This is a genomic window from Bradyrhizobium tunisiense, assembly GCF_042263385.1.
Lineage (GTDB): Bacteria > Pseudomonadota > Alphaproteobacteria > Rhizobiales > Xanthobacteraceae > Bradyrhizobium > Bradyrhizobium tunisiense.
On record NZ_JBHLEV010000003.1, the window covers coordinates 329677 to 343230 of the forward strand.

General features: G+C 64.2%; 14 protein-coding genes. 12 read left to right on the plus strand and 2 right to left on the minus strand.

The features are described 5' to 3' along the window. Positions 1 to 32: 32 nt before the first annotated feature. Positions 33 to 578, minus strand: a complete 546-nt coding sequence (locus ACFDR6_RS14770) for an invasion associated locus B family protein (RefSeq protein ID WP_212079698.1) — start codon at positions 576 to 578, stop codon at positions 33 to 35. Between the two features lie 461 nt (positions 579 to 1039). Between ACFDR6_RS14770 and coxB the strand changes: the two genes are divergently transcribed. The 9 genes from coxB to ACFDR6_RS14815 all read left to right on the plus strand — a co-directional run bounded on the left by coxB (position 1040) and on the right by ACFDR6_RS14815 (position 8131). Continuing rightward, a complete protein-coding gene (coxB, locus tag ACFDR6_RS14775) occupies positions 1040 to 1879 on the plus strand; it encodes a cytochrome c oxidase subunit II (RefSeq protein ID WP_212079699.1) in 840 nt (279 codons plus the stop codon). 86 nt (positions 1880 to 1965) lie between these two features. After that, entirely contained in the window at positions 1966 to 3585 is a 1620-nt protein-coding gene (ctaD, locus tag ACFDR6_RS14780) for a cytochrome c oxidase subunit I (protein WP_212079700.1), read from the plus strand. Between the two features lie 60 nt (positions 3586 to 3645). Continuing rightward, on the plus strand, positions 3646 to 4590 hold the full coding sequence (locus ACFDR6_RS14785; RefSeq protein WP_212079701.1) for a heme o synthase: 945 nt from the start codon (positions 3646 to 3648) through the stop codon (positions 4588 to 4590). Then, positions 4587 to 4763 carry a cytochrome c oxidase system small membrane protein gene (locus ACFDR6_RS14790; RefSeq protein ID WP_212079702.1) on the plus strand — a complete coding sequence of 59 codons (177 nt, stop codon included), beginning with the start codon at positions 4587 to 4589 and terminating at the stop codon, positions 4761 to 4763. Before ACFDR6_RS14785 ends, ACFDR6_RS14790 begins: the two co-directional genes overlap by 4 nt. A 5-nt stretch (positions 4764 to 4768) precedes the next feature. After that, the gene (locus tag ACFDR6_RS14795; RefSeq protein ID WP_375858725.1) at positions 4769 to 5419 is read left to right on the plus strand and encodes a cytochrome c oxidase assembly protein; all 651 of its coding nucleotides are present in this window, start codon (positions 4769 to 4771) and stop codon (positions 5417 to 5419) included. Positions 5420 to 5498: 79 nt separating this feature from the next. Then, complete coding sequence (locus ACFDR6_RS14800; protein ID WP_212079704.1) at positions 5499 to 6395, plus strand: cytochrome c oxidase subunit 3; 897 nt, start codon at positions 5499 to 5501, stop codon at positions 6393 to 6395. A 99-nt stretch (positions 6396 to 6494) separates the two neighbouring features. Next, the gene (locus tag ACFDR6_RS14805) at positions 6495 to 6896 is read left to right on the plus strand and encodes a DUF983 domain-containing protein (RefSeq protein WP_212079705.1); all 402 of its coding nucleotides are present in this window, start codon (positions 6495 to 6497) and stop codon (positions 6894 to 6896) included. Then, the gene (locus tag ACFDR6_RS14810) at positions 6893 to 7645 is read left to right on the plus strand and encodes an SURF1 family protein (RefSeq protein WP_375858726.1); all 753 of its coding nucleotides are present in this window, start codon (positions 6893 to 6895) and stop codon (positions 7643 to 7645) included. The genes ACFDR6_RS14805 and ACFDR6_RS14810 overlap by 4 nt, the downstream gene beginning before the upstream one ends. 117 nt (positions 7646 to 7762) lie before the next feature. Next, the gene (locus ACFDR6_RS14815) at positions 7763 to 8131 is read left to right on the plus strand and encodes a nuclear transport factor 2 family protein (protein ID WP_212079707.1); all 369 of its coding nucleotides are present in this window, start codon (positions 7763 to 7765) and stop codon (positions 8129 to 8131) included. Here the strand turns inward: ACFDR6_RS14815 and ACFDR6_RS14820 are convergent. Continuing rightward, positions 8128 to 9468: an ATP-binding protein gene (locus ACFDR6_RS14820; protein ID WP_375858727.1), complete on the minus strand. Its 1341-nt coding sequence runs from the start codon at positions 9466 to 9468 to the stop codon at positions 8128 to 8130. The two genes, ACFDR6_RS14815 and ACFDR6_RS14820, sit on opposite strands and share 4 nt — an antisense overlap. 85 nt (positions 9469 to 9553) lie before the next feature. On the opposite strand from ACFDR6_RS14820, the gene ACFDR6_RS14825 reads away from it, so the two are divergent. The 3 genes from ACFDR6_RS14825 (at position 9554) to ACFDR6_RS14835 (ending at position 13517) form a co-directional block, all read left to right on the plus strand. Continuing rightward, positions 9554 to 10198 (plus strand): response regulator transcription factor, encoded by a 645-nt coding sequence (locus ACFDR6_RS14825; RefSeq protein WP_094890791.1) that lies wholly within the window; start codon positions 9554 to 9556, stop codon positions 10196 to 10198. Positions 10199 to 10812: 614 nt separating this feature from the next. Then, positions 10813 to 12231 carry a threonine synthase gene (thrC, locus tag ACFDR6_RS14830; protein ID WP_212079709.1) on the plus strand — a complete coding sequence of 473 codons (1419 nt, stop codon included), beginning with the start codon at positions 10813 to 10815 and terminating at the stop codon, positions 12229 to 12231. Beyond that, the gene (locus ACFDR6_RS14835) at positions 12228 to 13517 is read left to right on the plus strand and encodes a M16 family metallopeptidase (RefSeq protein WP_317242140.1); all 1290 of its coding nucleotides are present in this window, start codon (positions 12228 to 12230) and stop codon (positions 13515 to 13517) included. Before thrC ends, ACFDR6_RS14835 begins: the two co-directional genes overlap by 4 nt. The last annotated feature ends 37 nt before the right edge of the window (positions 13518 to 13554 follow it).

Below are 13554 nucleotides of genomic sequence, written 5' to 3' on the forward strand. Positions count from 1 at the left end.
ACAATAGGATCGCTCACCGGCGGTCCAGACCGCTACGGCAGCTTGTCATAACCCTCGCCGAGCCCGTTCAGGCTGAGCGGGAAGCCGATGCCTTCTTCCGGGGTCTCGAAGATGATGAAGGTGGCGGTCTTGGCGTTGCGAAGCTGGCCGAGCAGCTTGTCGTCCATGACGACCTCGGCGACGCAGCCATTGGGCAGGCAGCGGACGAATCCGGCGCGGCCGACGTCCTGGTTGTCGAGCTTGAGGCCGAGGCCGGAGGGTAGCAGGACCCCTAGCGGCGCGACCACGCGCATCAGGCGGCTCTTCTGGTCGGCGGTCTTCAGCACGATGACGGTCAGGCCGGCATTGGAGCGGTCCTCCGCCACCACGCTTTGGATCAGGGCGCATTGCTCTGTCTGGGCGCCCGGCGGCGTGTCGCAGCGGATCTGCCAGTCGCCATGGACGGAGCGTACCGCGCCCTGCGCATGGGCAAGGCCGGGAAGTGCCAGAAGGACGATCGCAGCCAGCAGAGCCGCCAGCGACGGGAGGCGGTCAACCTTCCTTGTAGCCGGCCTTGCGGTCGATTTCGAAAGCCCCATCGGGTCGGTCCCTTTGCTCGCCGGGGGCGCTCGCACCTGGCGGACTAATCTGGCGGACTGATACGGGAATGACGGCGTCTTGAAGGCGATTCCCAAGCAAATTCCACGCCGCTTGGCATCGCCGCCGCCCGCACGAATCAGGTTCCTGCGCGGCCATCCGCCAGTGCCTACCGCGGGCAATTCCGCTGTCAAGCCACAGCATCCCGGGAAACGGTATTTTTGTTTGATGTTACTAGGAAATATCTTGCGGGTGATCGCTGGCAGGTCAGGCTCAAGACTGCATTGCGATAGATCAAGAATTATGGTTTGAGAGGCTTGATTTCGGCGTTCTAGCGATCTGGCCCCAATTCCTCTTAGAGGTATTCTTGCGCGGCGGTTTGTCAGGCGGGCGGATCGAATAAGCGTTTCCCGGACATAGGGCGGCGCACTTGGGGTGATTTCGTAAGGGGAGCGCGAACGGCATGAGGATGTCGATAGGCCGGATGGGCCGGCAGTTGCTGGGATTGACCGTGGCGGGTCTGACGCTGGCGACGGGCGGTGTGGCGTTCGCCGAGCTCGGGCAGCCGGCGCCGTGGGAGTGGACGCTCCAGCAGTCCGGTTCCCCGGTGATGGACAACATCGTCTGGTTCCACAACTTCCTGTTCGTGCTGATCACGCTGATCACGCTGTTCGTTCTGGCGTTGCTCGTCATCGTGGTCGTCAAGTTCAACGCGAAGGCCAATCCGGTGCCGTCGCGGACCACCCACAACACGCTGATCGAGGTGGCCTGGACGCTCGTTCCGGTCCTGATCCTGGTCGGCATCTCGGTGCCGTCGTTCCGGCTGCTGTTTCTGCAGCTCGACATCCCGAAGGCGGACCTGACGGTCAAGGCGACGGGCAAGCAGTGGTACTGGTCCTATGCCTATCCCGACAACGGCAAGTTCGAGTTCGACTCGCTGATGGCCCAGGACAAGCAGCCCCGCCTGCTCGGCGTCGACAACGAGATGGTCGTGCCGGTCAACAAGGTGGTTCGTGTCCAGGTTACCGGCGCCGACGTCATCCACGCCTTTGCGCTGCCGGCTTTCGGCGTCAAGATCGACGCCATTCCGGGCCGGCTGAACGAGACCTGGTTCAAGGCGACCAAGATCGGCATGTATTACGGCCAGTGCTCGGAACTGTGCGGCAAGGATCATGCCTTCATGCCGATCGCAATCCGCGTGGTCGACGACCAGGAGTTCGCGTCCTGGGTCGAGGCGGCGAAGAAGAAATTTGCCAGCGGCGGCACCAGCACCTACGCCTCCGCGGCCGGCCCGACGCAATAAGCGTCGGGTCACGGCTCGAAGGACTGAAAGCGACATAAGGGCGGGACCTCCACAGGTCCGAATGGGACGCAAGGCAGGATTTGAAAATGGCAACGAGCGCAGCGGCACACGGCGATCACGCCCACGGACATGACGAGCATGCCCATCCGACCGGATGGCGCCGCTACGTCTATTCGACCAACCACAAGGACATCGGCACGATGTACCTGATCTTCGCGGTCATCGCCGGCGTCATCGGCGCCGCGATGTCGATCGCGATCCGGGCCGAGCTGATGTATCCGGGCGTGCAGATCTTCCATGAAGCGCACACCTATAACGTGTTCGTGACCTCTCACGGCCTGATCATGATCTTCTTCATGGTCATGCCCGCGATGATCGGCGGCTTCGGCAACTGGTTCGTGCCTCTGATGATCGGCGCGCCGGACATGGCGTTCCCGCGCATGAACAACATCTCGTTCTGGCTGCTGCCGGCCTCCTTCGCGCTGCTCCTGATGTCGACCTTCGTCGAGGGCGAGCCGGGCGCCAACGGTGTCGGCGCCGGCTGGACCATGTACGTCCCGCTGTCGAGCTCGGGTCATCCGGGCCCGGCCGTCGACTTCGCGATCCTGTCGCTGCATCTGGCGGGCGCCTCCTCGATCCTCGGCGCCATCAACTTCATCACCACGATCTTCAACATGCGCGCGCCGGGCATGACCCTGCACAAGATGCCGCTGTTCGTGTGGTCGATCCTGGTGACGGTGTTCCTGCTGCTGTTGTCGCTGCCGGTGCTCGCAGGTGCCATCACCATGCTGCTCACCGACCGCAATTTCCACACGACGTTCTTCGCGCCTGAGGGCGGCGGCGATCCGGTGCTGTTCCAGCATCTGTTCTGGTTCTTCGGCCACCCCGAAGTGTACATCCTGATCCTGCCCGGCTTCGGCATGATCAGCCAGATCGTCTCGACCTTCTCGCGCAAGCCCGTGTTCGGCTATCTCGGCATGGCCTACGCCATGGTCGCGATCGGCGGCATCGGCTTCGTGGTGTGGGCGCACCACATGTACACGGTCGGCATGTCCTCGGCGACGCAGGCTTACTTCGTCGCCGCCACGATGGTCATCGCGGTTCCGACGGGCGTGAAGATCTTCTCCTGGATCGCCACCATGTGGGGCGGTTCGATCGAATTCCGCGCCCCGATGATCTGGGCGGTGGGCTTCATCTTCCTGTTCACGGTCGGCGGCGTCACCGGCGTCGTGCTGGCGAACGCGGGCGTCGACCGCGTGCTCCAGGAGACCTACTACGTCGTCGCGCACTTCCACTACGTGCTGTCGCTGGGCGCGGTGTTCGCGATCTTCGCTGGCTGGTACTACTGGTTCCCGAAGATGTCGGGCTACATGTACAACGAGTGGCTCGCGAAAGCGCACTTCTGGGTCACCTTCATCGGTGTCAACCTGGTGTTCTTCCCGCAGCACTTCCTCGGCCTGTCCGGCATGCCGCGCCGCTATATCGATTATCCCGACGCATTCGCCGGCTGGAACCTGGTCTCGTCTTTCGGCTCCTACATCTCCGGCTTCGGCGTGCTGATCTTCCTCTACGGCGTGATCGAAGCTTTCGCGAAAAAGGTGCCGGCGGGCGATAACCCCTGGGGTGCGGGCGCGACCACGCTGGAATGGACGCTGCCTTCGCCGCCGCCGTTCCACCAGTTCGAAGTGCTACCCCGCGTGCAGTAAGCAATCTCCCGCGGCGCCCATGACGGGCGCCGCGGTGCTATAACGAAGCGAGTTGAATTAGTGTCCGTCCTCGACCACAACGCCATCGACATCAATCCCCGCATCTCCGAGGCGGAGGTCGGCGACTACATCGCGCTCCTGAAGCCGCGGGTGATGTCGCTGGTGATCTTCACCGCGCTGGTCGGGATGGCGATGGCGCCGGGACACTTCCACCCCGTGCTCGCATTCACCTCGCTGCTTTGCATCGCCGTCGGCGCCGGCGCCTCCGGCGCGCTCAACATGGCGCTCGAAGGCGACATCGACTCCAAGATGTCGCGTACGGCGAACCGGCCGATTCCGCGCGGCCGCATCACCCGGCCCGAAGCGATGGCGTTCGGCCTGACGCTGTCCTTCTTCTCGGTGATGACGCTCGGCATCCTCGTCAACTGGGTCGCCGGCGCGCTGCTCGCCTTCACCATCTTCTTCTACGTCGTGATCTACACGATGGGCCTGAAGCGCTGGACCGCGCAGAACATCGTGATCGGCGGTGCCGCCGGCGCGCTGCCGCCGGTAGTGGCTTGGGCCGCCGTGACGGGCACCGTCGACGTCGAGCCGCTGCTGCTGTTCGCCATCATCTTTTTCTGGACGCCGCCGCATTTCTGGGCGCTGGCGCTGTTCCGCTCCGACGACTATGCGCGCGCCGGGATTCCCATGCTGCCCAACGTCGCCGGTCCCGATGCGACGCGCCTGCAGATACTGCTCTACACCATCGTGCTGATTGCGGTCGCCGCCGCGCCCTGGGCGCTCGGTTATTTCGACGCCGTCTACGGTATCGTCTCGCTGATCCTGGGGGCCGGCATGCTGGTGCTCGCGATCAACGTCTATGTGCGTCGCGAGCGCAGCGAATCGCTGCGCGCGACCCGCAAGCTGTTTGCCTTCTCGATCCTCTATCTGTTCGCGCTGTTCGCGACCCTGCTGGCCGAGGTCGTGTTCCGGGCACTGGCTCCGATGGTTGGGGGCGCATGATCACAGCGATGGCAGACAAACCCGAGACAGACGGAATCGTCCTCACCGAGGCGCAAAAGAAGAGCCGTCGTCAGCGCTCCATTGCCATTGCCTTGGCGCTCGGCGTGCTCGTGATGCTGTTCTTTGCCGTCACCATGGTCAAGGGACCGGCAGTTCTCGTGCGGCCGATGTAGGAAACATGCATCACGAGCCGACCATATCGCGGGATCAGAGCCGGACGGCCAGCAAGAGGCGCGCGCCTTTCAAGGGCCTCGGCCGCGACGCGCTGGTCGCCTCGATCTGCGGCGGCGTGGTCGCGCTGATGGTCGGAGCCTCCTATGCCGCGGTGCCGTTCTACGACTGGTTCTGCCGTGCCACCGGTTTCAACGGCACGACCCAGGTTGCGACCTCCGCGCCGGCCACCGGTCCGATCGCGCGGAAGATCACGGTGCGCTTCGACTCCAATGTCGGGCCCGGCCTGCCCTGGAAGTTCGAGCCCGAGCAGAACGAGATCGAGGTCAATATCGGAGAGGTCACGACCGTGTTCTACACCGTGACCAACCAGGCTGCACGCACCACGGCCGGGCAGGCTGCCTACAATGTCGCGCCGCTGACGGTCGGCTCCTATTTCCAGAAGATCAACTGCTTCTGCTTCACCGAGCAGACCATGGCACCCGGCGAGAAACGCGAGATGCCTGTCGTGTTCTACGTCGATCCTTCGATCGTCAGCGACCACGAGAACGACGGGCTGAACACGATCACGCTGTCCTACACCTTCTATCCGGTGAAGGATCCGGTGGTGAAGCCGCTGGCTTCGGGTGAAAACGACAAGCGCAAGGGAAATCTCTGATCGCCGGGCTCGCGCCCGGGAGGTCGGAAACGAGGGGATAAGTGCCTGACAGGCACGGGATTGAGGAGAGAGACCGCAAATGGCAACGGCGCACACCAAGCATCACGACTATCACCTGGTCGATCCCTCTCCGTGGCCGGCCGTCGGTTCGCTCTCGGCCTTCATCATGGCGGTCGGTGCGATCGCCTGGATGCATCACATGTTCTCGGCCGCGCCGATCGTGTTCGGCGTCGGCACCGTCGGCGTGCTCTACACCATGGCGAGCTGGTGGGGCGACGTGATCAAGGAAGCCCAGTACAAGGGCGACCACACCCGCGTCGTGCAGTTGCATCACCGCTACGGTATGATCCTGTTCATCGCCTCCGAGGTGATGTTCTTCGTCGCCTGGTTCTGGGCCTATTTCAACGCCGCGCTGTTTCCCGCCGACGCCGTCCACGCCACCCGCGATGCCGTATTCGGCTGCGGCCTCGGCACCCAGGCCGGGGCCTGCGCCGTGCCGGGCACCTGGCCGCCGAAGGGCATCGAGACTTTCGATCCCTGGCATCTGCCGCTCCTGAACACGCTGATCCTGCTCACGTCGGGCACCACCGTGACCTGGGCGCACCATGCGCTGCTCGAGAACGATCGCCAGGGCCTGAAATACGGCCTGATCCTCACCGTCGTGCTCGGCGCGCTCTTCACCTGCGTGCAGGCCTATGAGTACAGCCACGCGGCGTTCTCGTTCGGTGGCAACGTCTATGGCGCGACCTTCTTCATGGCGACCGGCTTCCACGGCTTCCATGTGCTGGTCGGTACCATTTTCCTGCTGGTGTGCCTGATCCGCGCCTATGCCGGCCACTTCACACCGAAACAGCACCTCGGCTTCGAGTTTGCCGCCTGGTACTGGCACTTCGTCGACGTGGTCTGGCTGTTCCTGTTCCTCTGCATTTACGTCTGGGGACACGGCGCCGAGTCCATGGCCCACGGCGCGCACTGAGGCGCGCGACGAACCGATCAGCAAGGGCGGCCGCTGGGCCGCCCTTTCGCTTTTGGGCAGCCGGAAGCTTCGACGAAAATTGTGATAGAGTTCGCCATCATGAACGACACCGCCGGCAGGCCCGAGCCCGAAACCACAGTCTTGCAAAGCGCGCTGCGTGGGCTTGCCTGCAAATGTCCGCGCTGCGGCCAGGGCAAGCTCTATGCGGGCTTCCTGACGCTTGCCCCCGCCTGCGACCGCTGTGGCCTCGACTACGCCTTCATCGATGCCGGCGATGGTCCGGCGATCTTCATCATCATGCTGGCCGGCGGGATCGTCGTCGCGGCCGCACTCATCGTCGAGGTCAAATACCAGCCGCCATACTGGCTGCATGCGGCGCTGTGGTTGCCGCTGATTCTGGCCACCACGCTGTTGCCGCTGCGTGCGATGAAGTCGCTGCTGATCGCGCTGCAATTCCACCACAAGGCGGCGCCGGGCCGGTTGGTCGACCGCGCGAAATGAACGAGCCTGCGCGCAAGCCCCGCGTGGCCGGCTTCGCGCTGTTCACGCTGTTCCTGACGGCCGTCTTCGTCGCGCTCGGCGTCTGGCAATTGCAGCGGCGAACGGCCAAGCACGAGCTGATCGCGGCACTCACCGAGCGTCTCGCGGAAGCCCCTGTCGCGCTGCCGCCGCCGGCGCAATGGGCCGCGCTGAATCCCGCACGCGACGAATTCCGACGCGTCAGCTTCACCGCCACCTACGCAGCGTTGCCCGATGCGATGGTCTATTCCTCCGGCTCGGCGGTGCGCAAGGACGCCTCCGGACCGGGCACTTGGGCGTTCCTGCCAGCGCGGCTTCCCAGCGGCGAAACCGTCGTGATCGATGCGGGCTTCGTCGAGAACACCATGCAGGATCGCAGCGTCGAGGATCGCGCGGTGAAGAAGCTCGTCACCGGGCAGCCGGTCGCGCTCACCGGTTATCTGCGCTTTCCCGAGGCGGCCGGCTGGCTGACGCCGGCGGAGAATCGCGACAAGCGGCTCTGGTTCGTGCGCGATCATCTGGCAATGGCGGGCGCGCTCGGCTGGGGTGCGGTTGCGCCGTTCTATGTCGATCTCGAGCAGCCGGCGTCCGAGAACGGCATTCCGCGCGTGGGACCGCTCGACGTGCATCTGAAGGACGATCACCTGCAATATGCCATCACCTGGTTCACGCTCGCAGGCGCCGTGCTGGTCGCCTTTGCCGTGTGGGCAAGAGGCCGGCGGCAGAGCTGATCTCGTCGGAGGTCCCCCGAGGGGAACCCGGTATCGCCCGGGGTATATTATTCAGCGCACATTCACGAGTGTGGTCCTAAGCCGCCGGTAGTGTCCCGCGGCAGACAGGATTGCGGCGTGAGCGATTTCGATCAGATGGGAATTGTCGTCGACTGGGTGGACGCCTGCCGGAGGGGCGACCTTGCGACGTTGCTCGACCTCTATGCGGACGATGCACAGGTCGAATGCACGTGTAACGGGGCGCGGCGCTATCGCGGCCGGAACGAGCTCGAGGCCTATTGGCAGCCGCGGCTCAGCGCCTTCTCCCTGGCGGGTTTCGGGCTGGAGGAGATCGGCCCAGTGTCCCACGGCGTCGATCTCGAATATTCCGTCGCCGGCGCGCTGCGCATTCACGCCTCGTTTCGCTTCAGCCCGGACGGCAAGATCCGTAGCACGCTGTGCGAGCCGGCGCGACAGAACGCGCTTGACGGCTGCTGTGCATGCTAGCCGCCGACCGGCACCTCGCGTGCGGGTTCGGCCGGAAGGCGGCAGCGGACATAGGTTCGCCCATCCACGCGCAGCAGTGACAGCGATCCGCTGAGCGCACGCACGCGCTCATGCATGCCGGTCAGGCCACGGCCGAAGACATTGTCGGCGGGAAAGCCGCCGCCGTCGTCGGAGATCTCGATCACCAGCGCCTCGCCGCTGACGGTCGCCTGGACATGGGCGCTGCTGGCCCTGGCGTGGCGCAGCACGTTGGTCAGTGCCTCCTGGATCACCCGATAGATGGTCCGAGCCAACGGCCCGTCGATCACGTTGAGATCGGGATCGATCGCATCCGTCAGGACGACATGCGGCGCCTGCTTGCGAAAGTTTCGGAGCAGCGTCTGCACGCTGGCCGCAAGGCCCAGCTCCTCGATGTAGAGCGGCCGCAGCCGATCGAGGATCCGGCGGTTGGTCTGCTGGAGCGCCTCGACCGATTGCAGCAGCTCCTGGGCCGAGTTGCCGAGATTTCCCACCGGAGGCGAGGCTTCGATCAGCGCGATCGTACCGGCGCGGATGCTGAACAGCAGCGGCCCGAGTTCGTCATGCAATTCGCGGGCGAGATCACGCCGCTCGTCGTCCTGGAGCGACACCAGGCGGTGCATCAGATCGCGATTGTCCTGGCTCAATTGCGCCAGCGTTGCAGCCAGCGCATTTGCTTCCATACAGCTCCGCCGAATCTCCGACGGTCCTCCCACCGGGATCGGCTTTGCGTAGTCGCCCCGCCGCATCCGCGTCAGGCCTTCACCGAGGTGCTGCAGGGGACGAAGGGTCGATCCCGCGAAGACGTATGCGATAATCCCGGTGAGCACCGTCAGTATGGCGACGAGGCTGGCTAACGCCAGGAAGCCGATCCATTTCTCGAACAGGTCGGCTGAGAGGTCCGGTAGGAACACGATGTCGCCGATACGTTTGCCATCGATCAGCACCGGGGCCACAGCATCCGTGTCCGGTACCATGACCAGGTTGATGAACCACTGTGGAACAGCTTTAAGGTTGTGTCTGTCGTTCGTTGGCGAAGGCACAGTCGTACCTTCCGCGGACCGGAATTGGATGTCCGAGGACGTTGTCAAGGATTGGACAAAGGCGTCGAGAATCTTCTGCGGATTGTCCGACGCGCGCAAAGTGCTGTTGAGCGCGCTGGCGATCGTTCGGATCGAACGTCGCGCCGGCTCGTTCTCGTCGGCCAACTGACCGCTTGCGAAGATGTGGAGCAGCACTCCGCCCAGGATCAGGGCTGCAAGAAAGCTCGCGCCGAGTGGAAGAAACAGTTGCGTTCTGAACGAGAGTCGTTGCCACATTAGGTCAATTCTAACGCTCATCGACGGAATTTTCTCTTTCCATTTGTTCCCGCCGGTCTATGAGTCAAGAAAAAGCGAGTGCGCGATGCAAGATACTGCCAAGCCGGGTACCCGGGTCCTTATCGTGGATGACCATCCCGTGGTGCTGTCCGGTTGCCGCACCCTGTTCGCTTCGGACCATTCGATTCGTATCGATGAGGCGACGGACGCCAAGTCCGGACATCGCGCCTATGTCAGCAAGCGGCCGGACGTCACCGTGATCGATATCAGCCTGCCCGATGTCTCCGGCTTCGAGCTGATGCGACGCATCCGCAAGGACGATCCCGACGCCAAGATCATCATGTTCAGCATGAACGACGATCCGGCTTTCGTGGTGAGGGCAGTCGAGCTCGGGGCTCAGGGCTATGTCTCCAAGGGCGACGATCCCAGGATTTTGCTGAAAGCGGTGCGCAAGGTGGTCGCAGGCGACAACTTCATCTCGCCGCAGCTTGCGGAAGCCGTGACGTTTTCCGGCGCGGCGATCAAGGCCAACCCGGCCTCGCAGATGACGCCGAGGGAGCTCGAAATTCTCCGCCTGCTTGGACGCGGCGACAAGATCGTGGAAGTCGCCGAGGCGCTTGGCATCTCCTACAAGACGGTCGCCAACACCACGTCTCTGCTCAAGCAGAAGCTGGGGGCCAAGAACCATTCCGACCTGATCAGGATCGCGGTGGAAATCGGGATGAACTGACGTCGCCGGGCGCGGCGGCACGGACACGCCGCGCGGGCCCTGCAGGTCGGGTCCTACCGACCCGGGCACTGCCAGCCCGGAAGCACCGAACCGGCTACTTCAGGATGCAGCCGGTTCGGCGGGACGGATCGGCGCCAGCGTGCAGCCGGGCAATGCATGGACACCGCCGACACCCATCCGCGGAAACAATGAGCCGAGCCGGCAATCGTTCCGGTGCTGTCGGGATAAGACGGCAATCGACGGAGCAAATGCGCTCAAGCTCGCTCAAGAGAGACGCAAGCTTATCGGGAAAAATAGGAACATCGTCCCGCGCCCGTCGTTTCGCTCTTGACGATTTCGTGACGGGCGACGAAAGCTTGGCGGACGAAGTTTCAGCGGGGACGCCACCCCGAAAGAGGCAAACCGGTCTGCACATGTCAACGACAGACCTTCCAAGAGAGGGCTGCGGCATCGCCGCAGCCCTTTTCGCTTGGGACGGGTGCAGACGGGAAGCGGTTTCCTGATGCCGCAAAACACTTTAAGGTGGCCCAAAGCCTCTGGCTGGTAACAAGTAATTTTGTAAAATCAAAGGCTTACAGATCGCGCAAAAGCCTGGTCGGCCTTTGGAGGGCAGTTTGACTCGCTATATCTCGACCCGGGGCGAAGCCCCCGAACTCGGCTTCTGCGACGTGATGCTGACCGGGCTCGCCAGGGATGGCGGCCTGTATGTGCCGACCACCTGGCCGCAACTCTCCACCGAGACGATCGCCGGCTTTTTCGGCCGTCCCTATTGGGAGGTCGCGGTCGATGTGATTCGTCCCTTCGCAGGCGGGGAGATCAGCGACGCCGAGCTCGGCCGCATGGCAAACGAGGCCTATGCGACCTTCCGTCATCCGGCGGTGGTGCCGTTGCGCCAGATGTCGCCGCATCAGTTCGTGCTGGAGCTGTTCCACGGTCCGACGCTCGCCTTCAAGGACGTGGCGATGCAGCTGATCTCGCGGCTGATGGACCACGTGCTCGCCAAGCGCGGCCAACGCACCACCATCGTGGTTGCCACCTCCGGCGATACCGGCGGCGCGGCGGTCGAAGCCTTCGCCGGCCTCGAGAATGTGGATCTCATCGTGTTGTTTCCGCACGGCCGCATTTCCGAAGTGCAGCGGCGGATGATGACCTCGACGGGCGCGGCCAATGTCCATGCGCTCGCGGTTGAAGGCAATTTCGACGACTGCCAGGCGCTCGTGAAGGGAATGTTCAACAACCATCGCTTCCGCGATGCGACCTCGCTGTCCGGCGTCAATTCCATCAACTGGGCGCGCATCGTCGCCCAGGTGGTCTACTATTTCACCTCGGCCGTTGCCGTCGGCGCGCCGGCGCGCGCGGTGGATTTCGTCGTGCCGACCGGCAATTTCGGCGACATCTTTGCCGGCTATGTCGCCAAGCGCATGGGCTTGCCGGTGCGTACCCTTCGCATCGCCGCCAACGTCAACGACATCCTGGCCCGCACGCTGAAGACGGGGATCTACGAGGTGCGCGAGGTGCATGCGACGGCATCGCCGTCGATGGACATCCAGATCTCGTCGAATTTCGAGCGGCTGCTGTTCGAGGCCGGCCGGCGCGATGCGGCGGGCGTACGCCGTCTGATGGATTCGCTGAAGCAGTCAGGACGTTTCGTGCTGCCCGATGCGACGCTGGCCGCAATCCGCGAGGAGTTCGACGCCGGGCGTGCCGATGAGACCGAGACCGCGGCCGCGATCCGCGCCGGCTGGCGCGAGGCAGGCGAACTGGTCGATCCCCATACGGCGGTGGCTCTTGCGGTCGCCGACCGCGACACCACCGACACGAGGGTGCCGAGCATCGTGCTCTCCACCGCCCATCCGGCCAAATTCCCCGACGCTGTCGAGGCGGCCTGCGGCCAGCGGCCGCAATTGCCCGCCTGGCTCGACGGATTGATGACCAAATCAGAACACATGAAGGTGATGAAGAACGATCAGGCCGAGATCGAGCGGTTCGTGCTGTCGGTCAGCCGCGCCGCAAAGCAAGGAGTTGCCGGATGAGCGTCGAGATTTCCAAGCTTGCCTCCGGCCTCACCGTCGTCACCGACAAGATGCCCCATCTCGAGACTGCGGCGCTCGGCGTCTGGGCCGGCGTCGGCGGACGCGACGAGAAGCCGAACGAGCACGGCATTTCGCATCTGCTCGAGCACATGGCGTTCAAGGGCACGACCAAGCGCTCCTCGCGCGAGATCGTCGAGGAGATCGAAGCGGTCGGCGGCGACCTCAATGCCGGCACCTCGACCGAGACCACATCCTATTATGCGCGGGTGCTCAAGGCCGACGTGCCGCTCGCGCTCGACGTGCTCGCCGACATCCTCGCCAACCCCGCCTTCGAGGCCGACGAGCTGGAGCGCGAGAAGAACGTCATCGTGCAGGAGATCGGGGCCGCGCAGGATACGCCCGACGACGTCGTGTTCGAGCATCTCAACGAGCTCTGCTATCCCGACCAGCCGATGGGCCGCTCGCTGCTCGGCACGGCCAAGACGCTGCGCGCCTTCAACCGCGACATGCTGCGCGGCTACCTCTCGACGCATTATCGCGGCCCCGACATGGTCGTGGCGGCGGCCGGCGCGGTCGATCACAGCCAGGTGGTCGCCGAGGCCGAGAAGCGCTTTGCCAGTTTCGAGGGGACGCCGGGCCCGAAGCCGCAAACCGCCCAGTTCGGCAAGGGCGGTGCCAAGGTGGTGCATCGCGAGCTGGAGCAGGCGCATCTGACGCTGGCGCTGGAAGGCGTGCCGCAGAGCGACTTGTCGCTGTTCTCTCTTCAGGTCTTCACCAACATCCTCGGCGGCGGAATGTCGTCGCGTCTGTTCCAGGAGGTGCGCGAGAAGCGCGGCCTCTGCTACTCCATCTATTCGTTCCACGCGCCTTATACCGATACCGGCTTCTTCGGCCTCTACACCGGCACCGATCCGGCCGATGCGCCGGAGATGATGGAGGTCGTGGTCGACATCATGAATGATTCGGTGGAGACGCTGACCGAGGCCGAGATTGCGCGGGCCAAGGCACAGATGAAGGCTGGCCTGCTGATGGCGCTGGAGAGCTGCTCTTCCCGCGCCGAGCAGCTCGCCCGGCATGTGCTGGCCTATGGCCGGCCGCAGACGGTCGAGGAGCTGGTCGGCCGGATCGAGGCGGTCAGCGTCGAATCCACCCGGGACGCGGCGCGTGCGCTGTTGTCGCGGAGCCGGCCCGCCGTCGTCGCATTGGGCAGTGGCAGGGGTCTGGACACGGCGGTGTCTTTTGCGGAAGGATTGACCCGGGCGCGGGCCAAGGCGCGGCTGCATTAGGAGCCGCGCGCGGGGCCCGATCTGCCCAGGGGAGCAT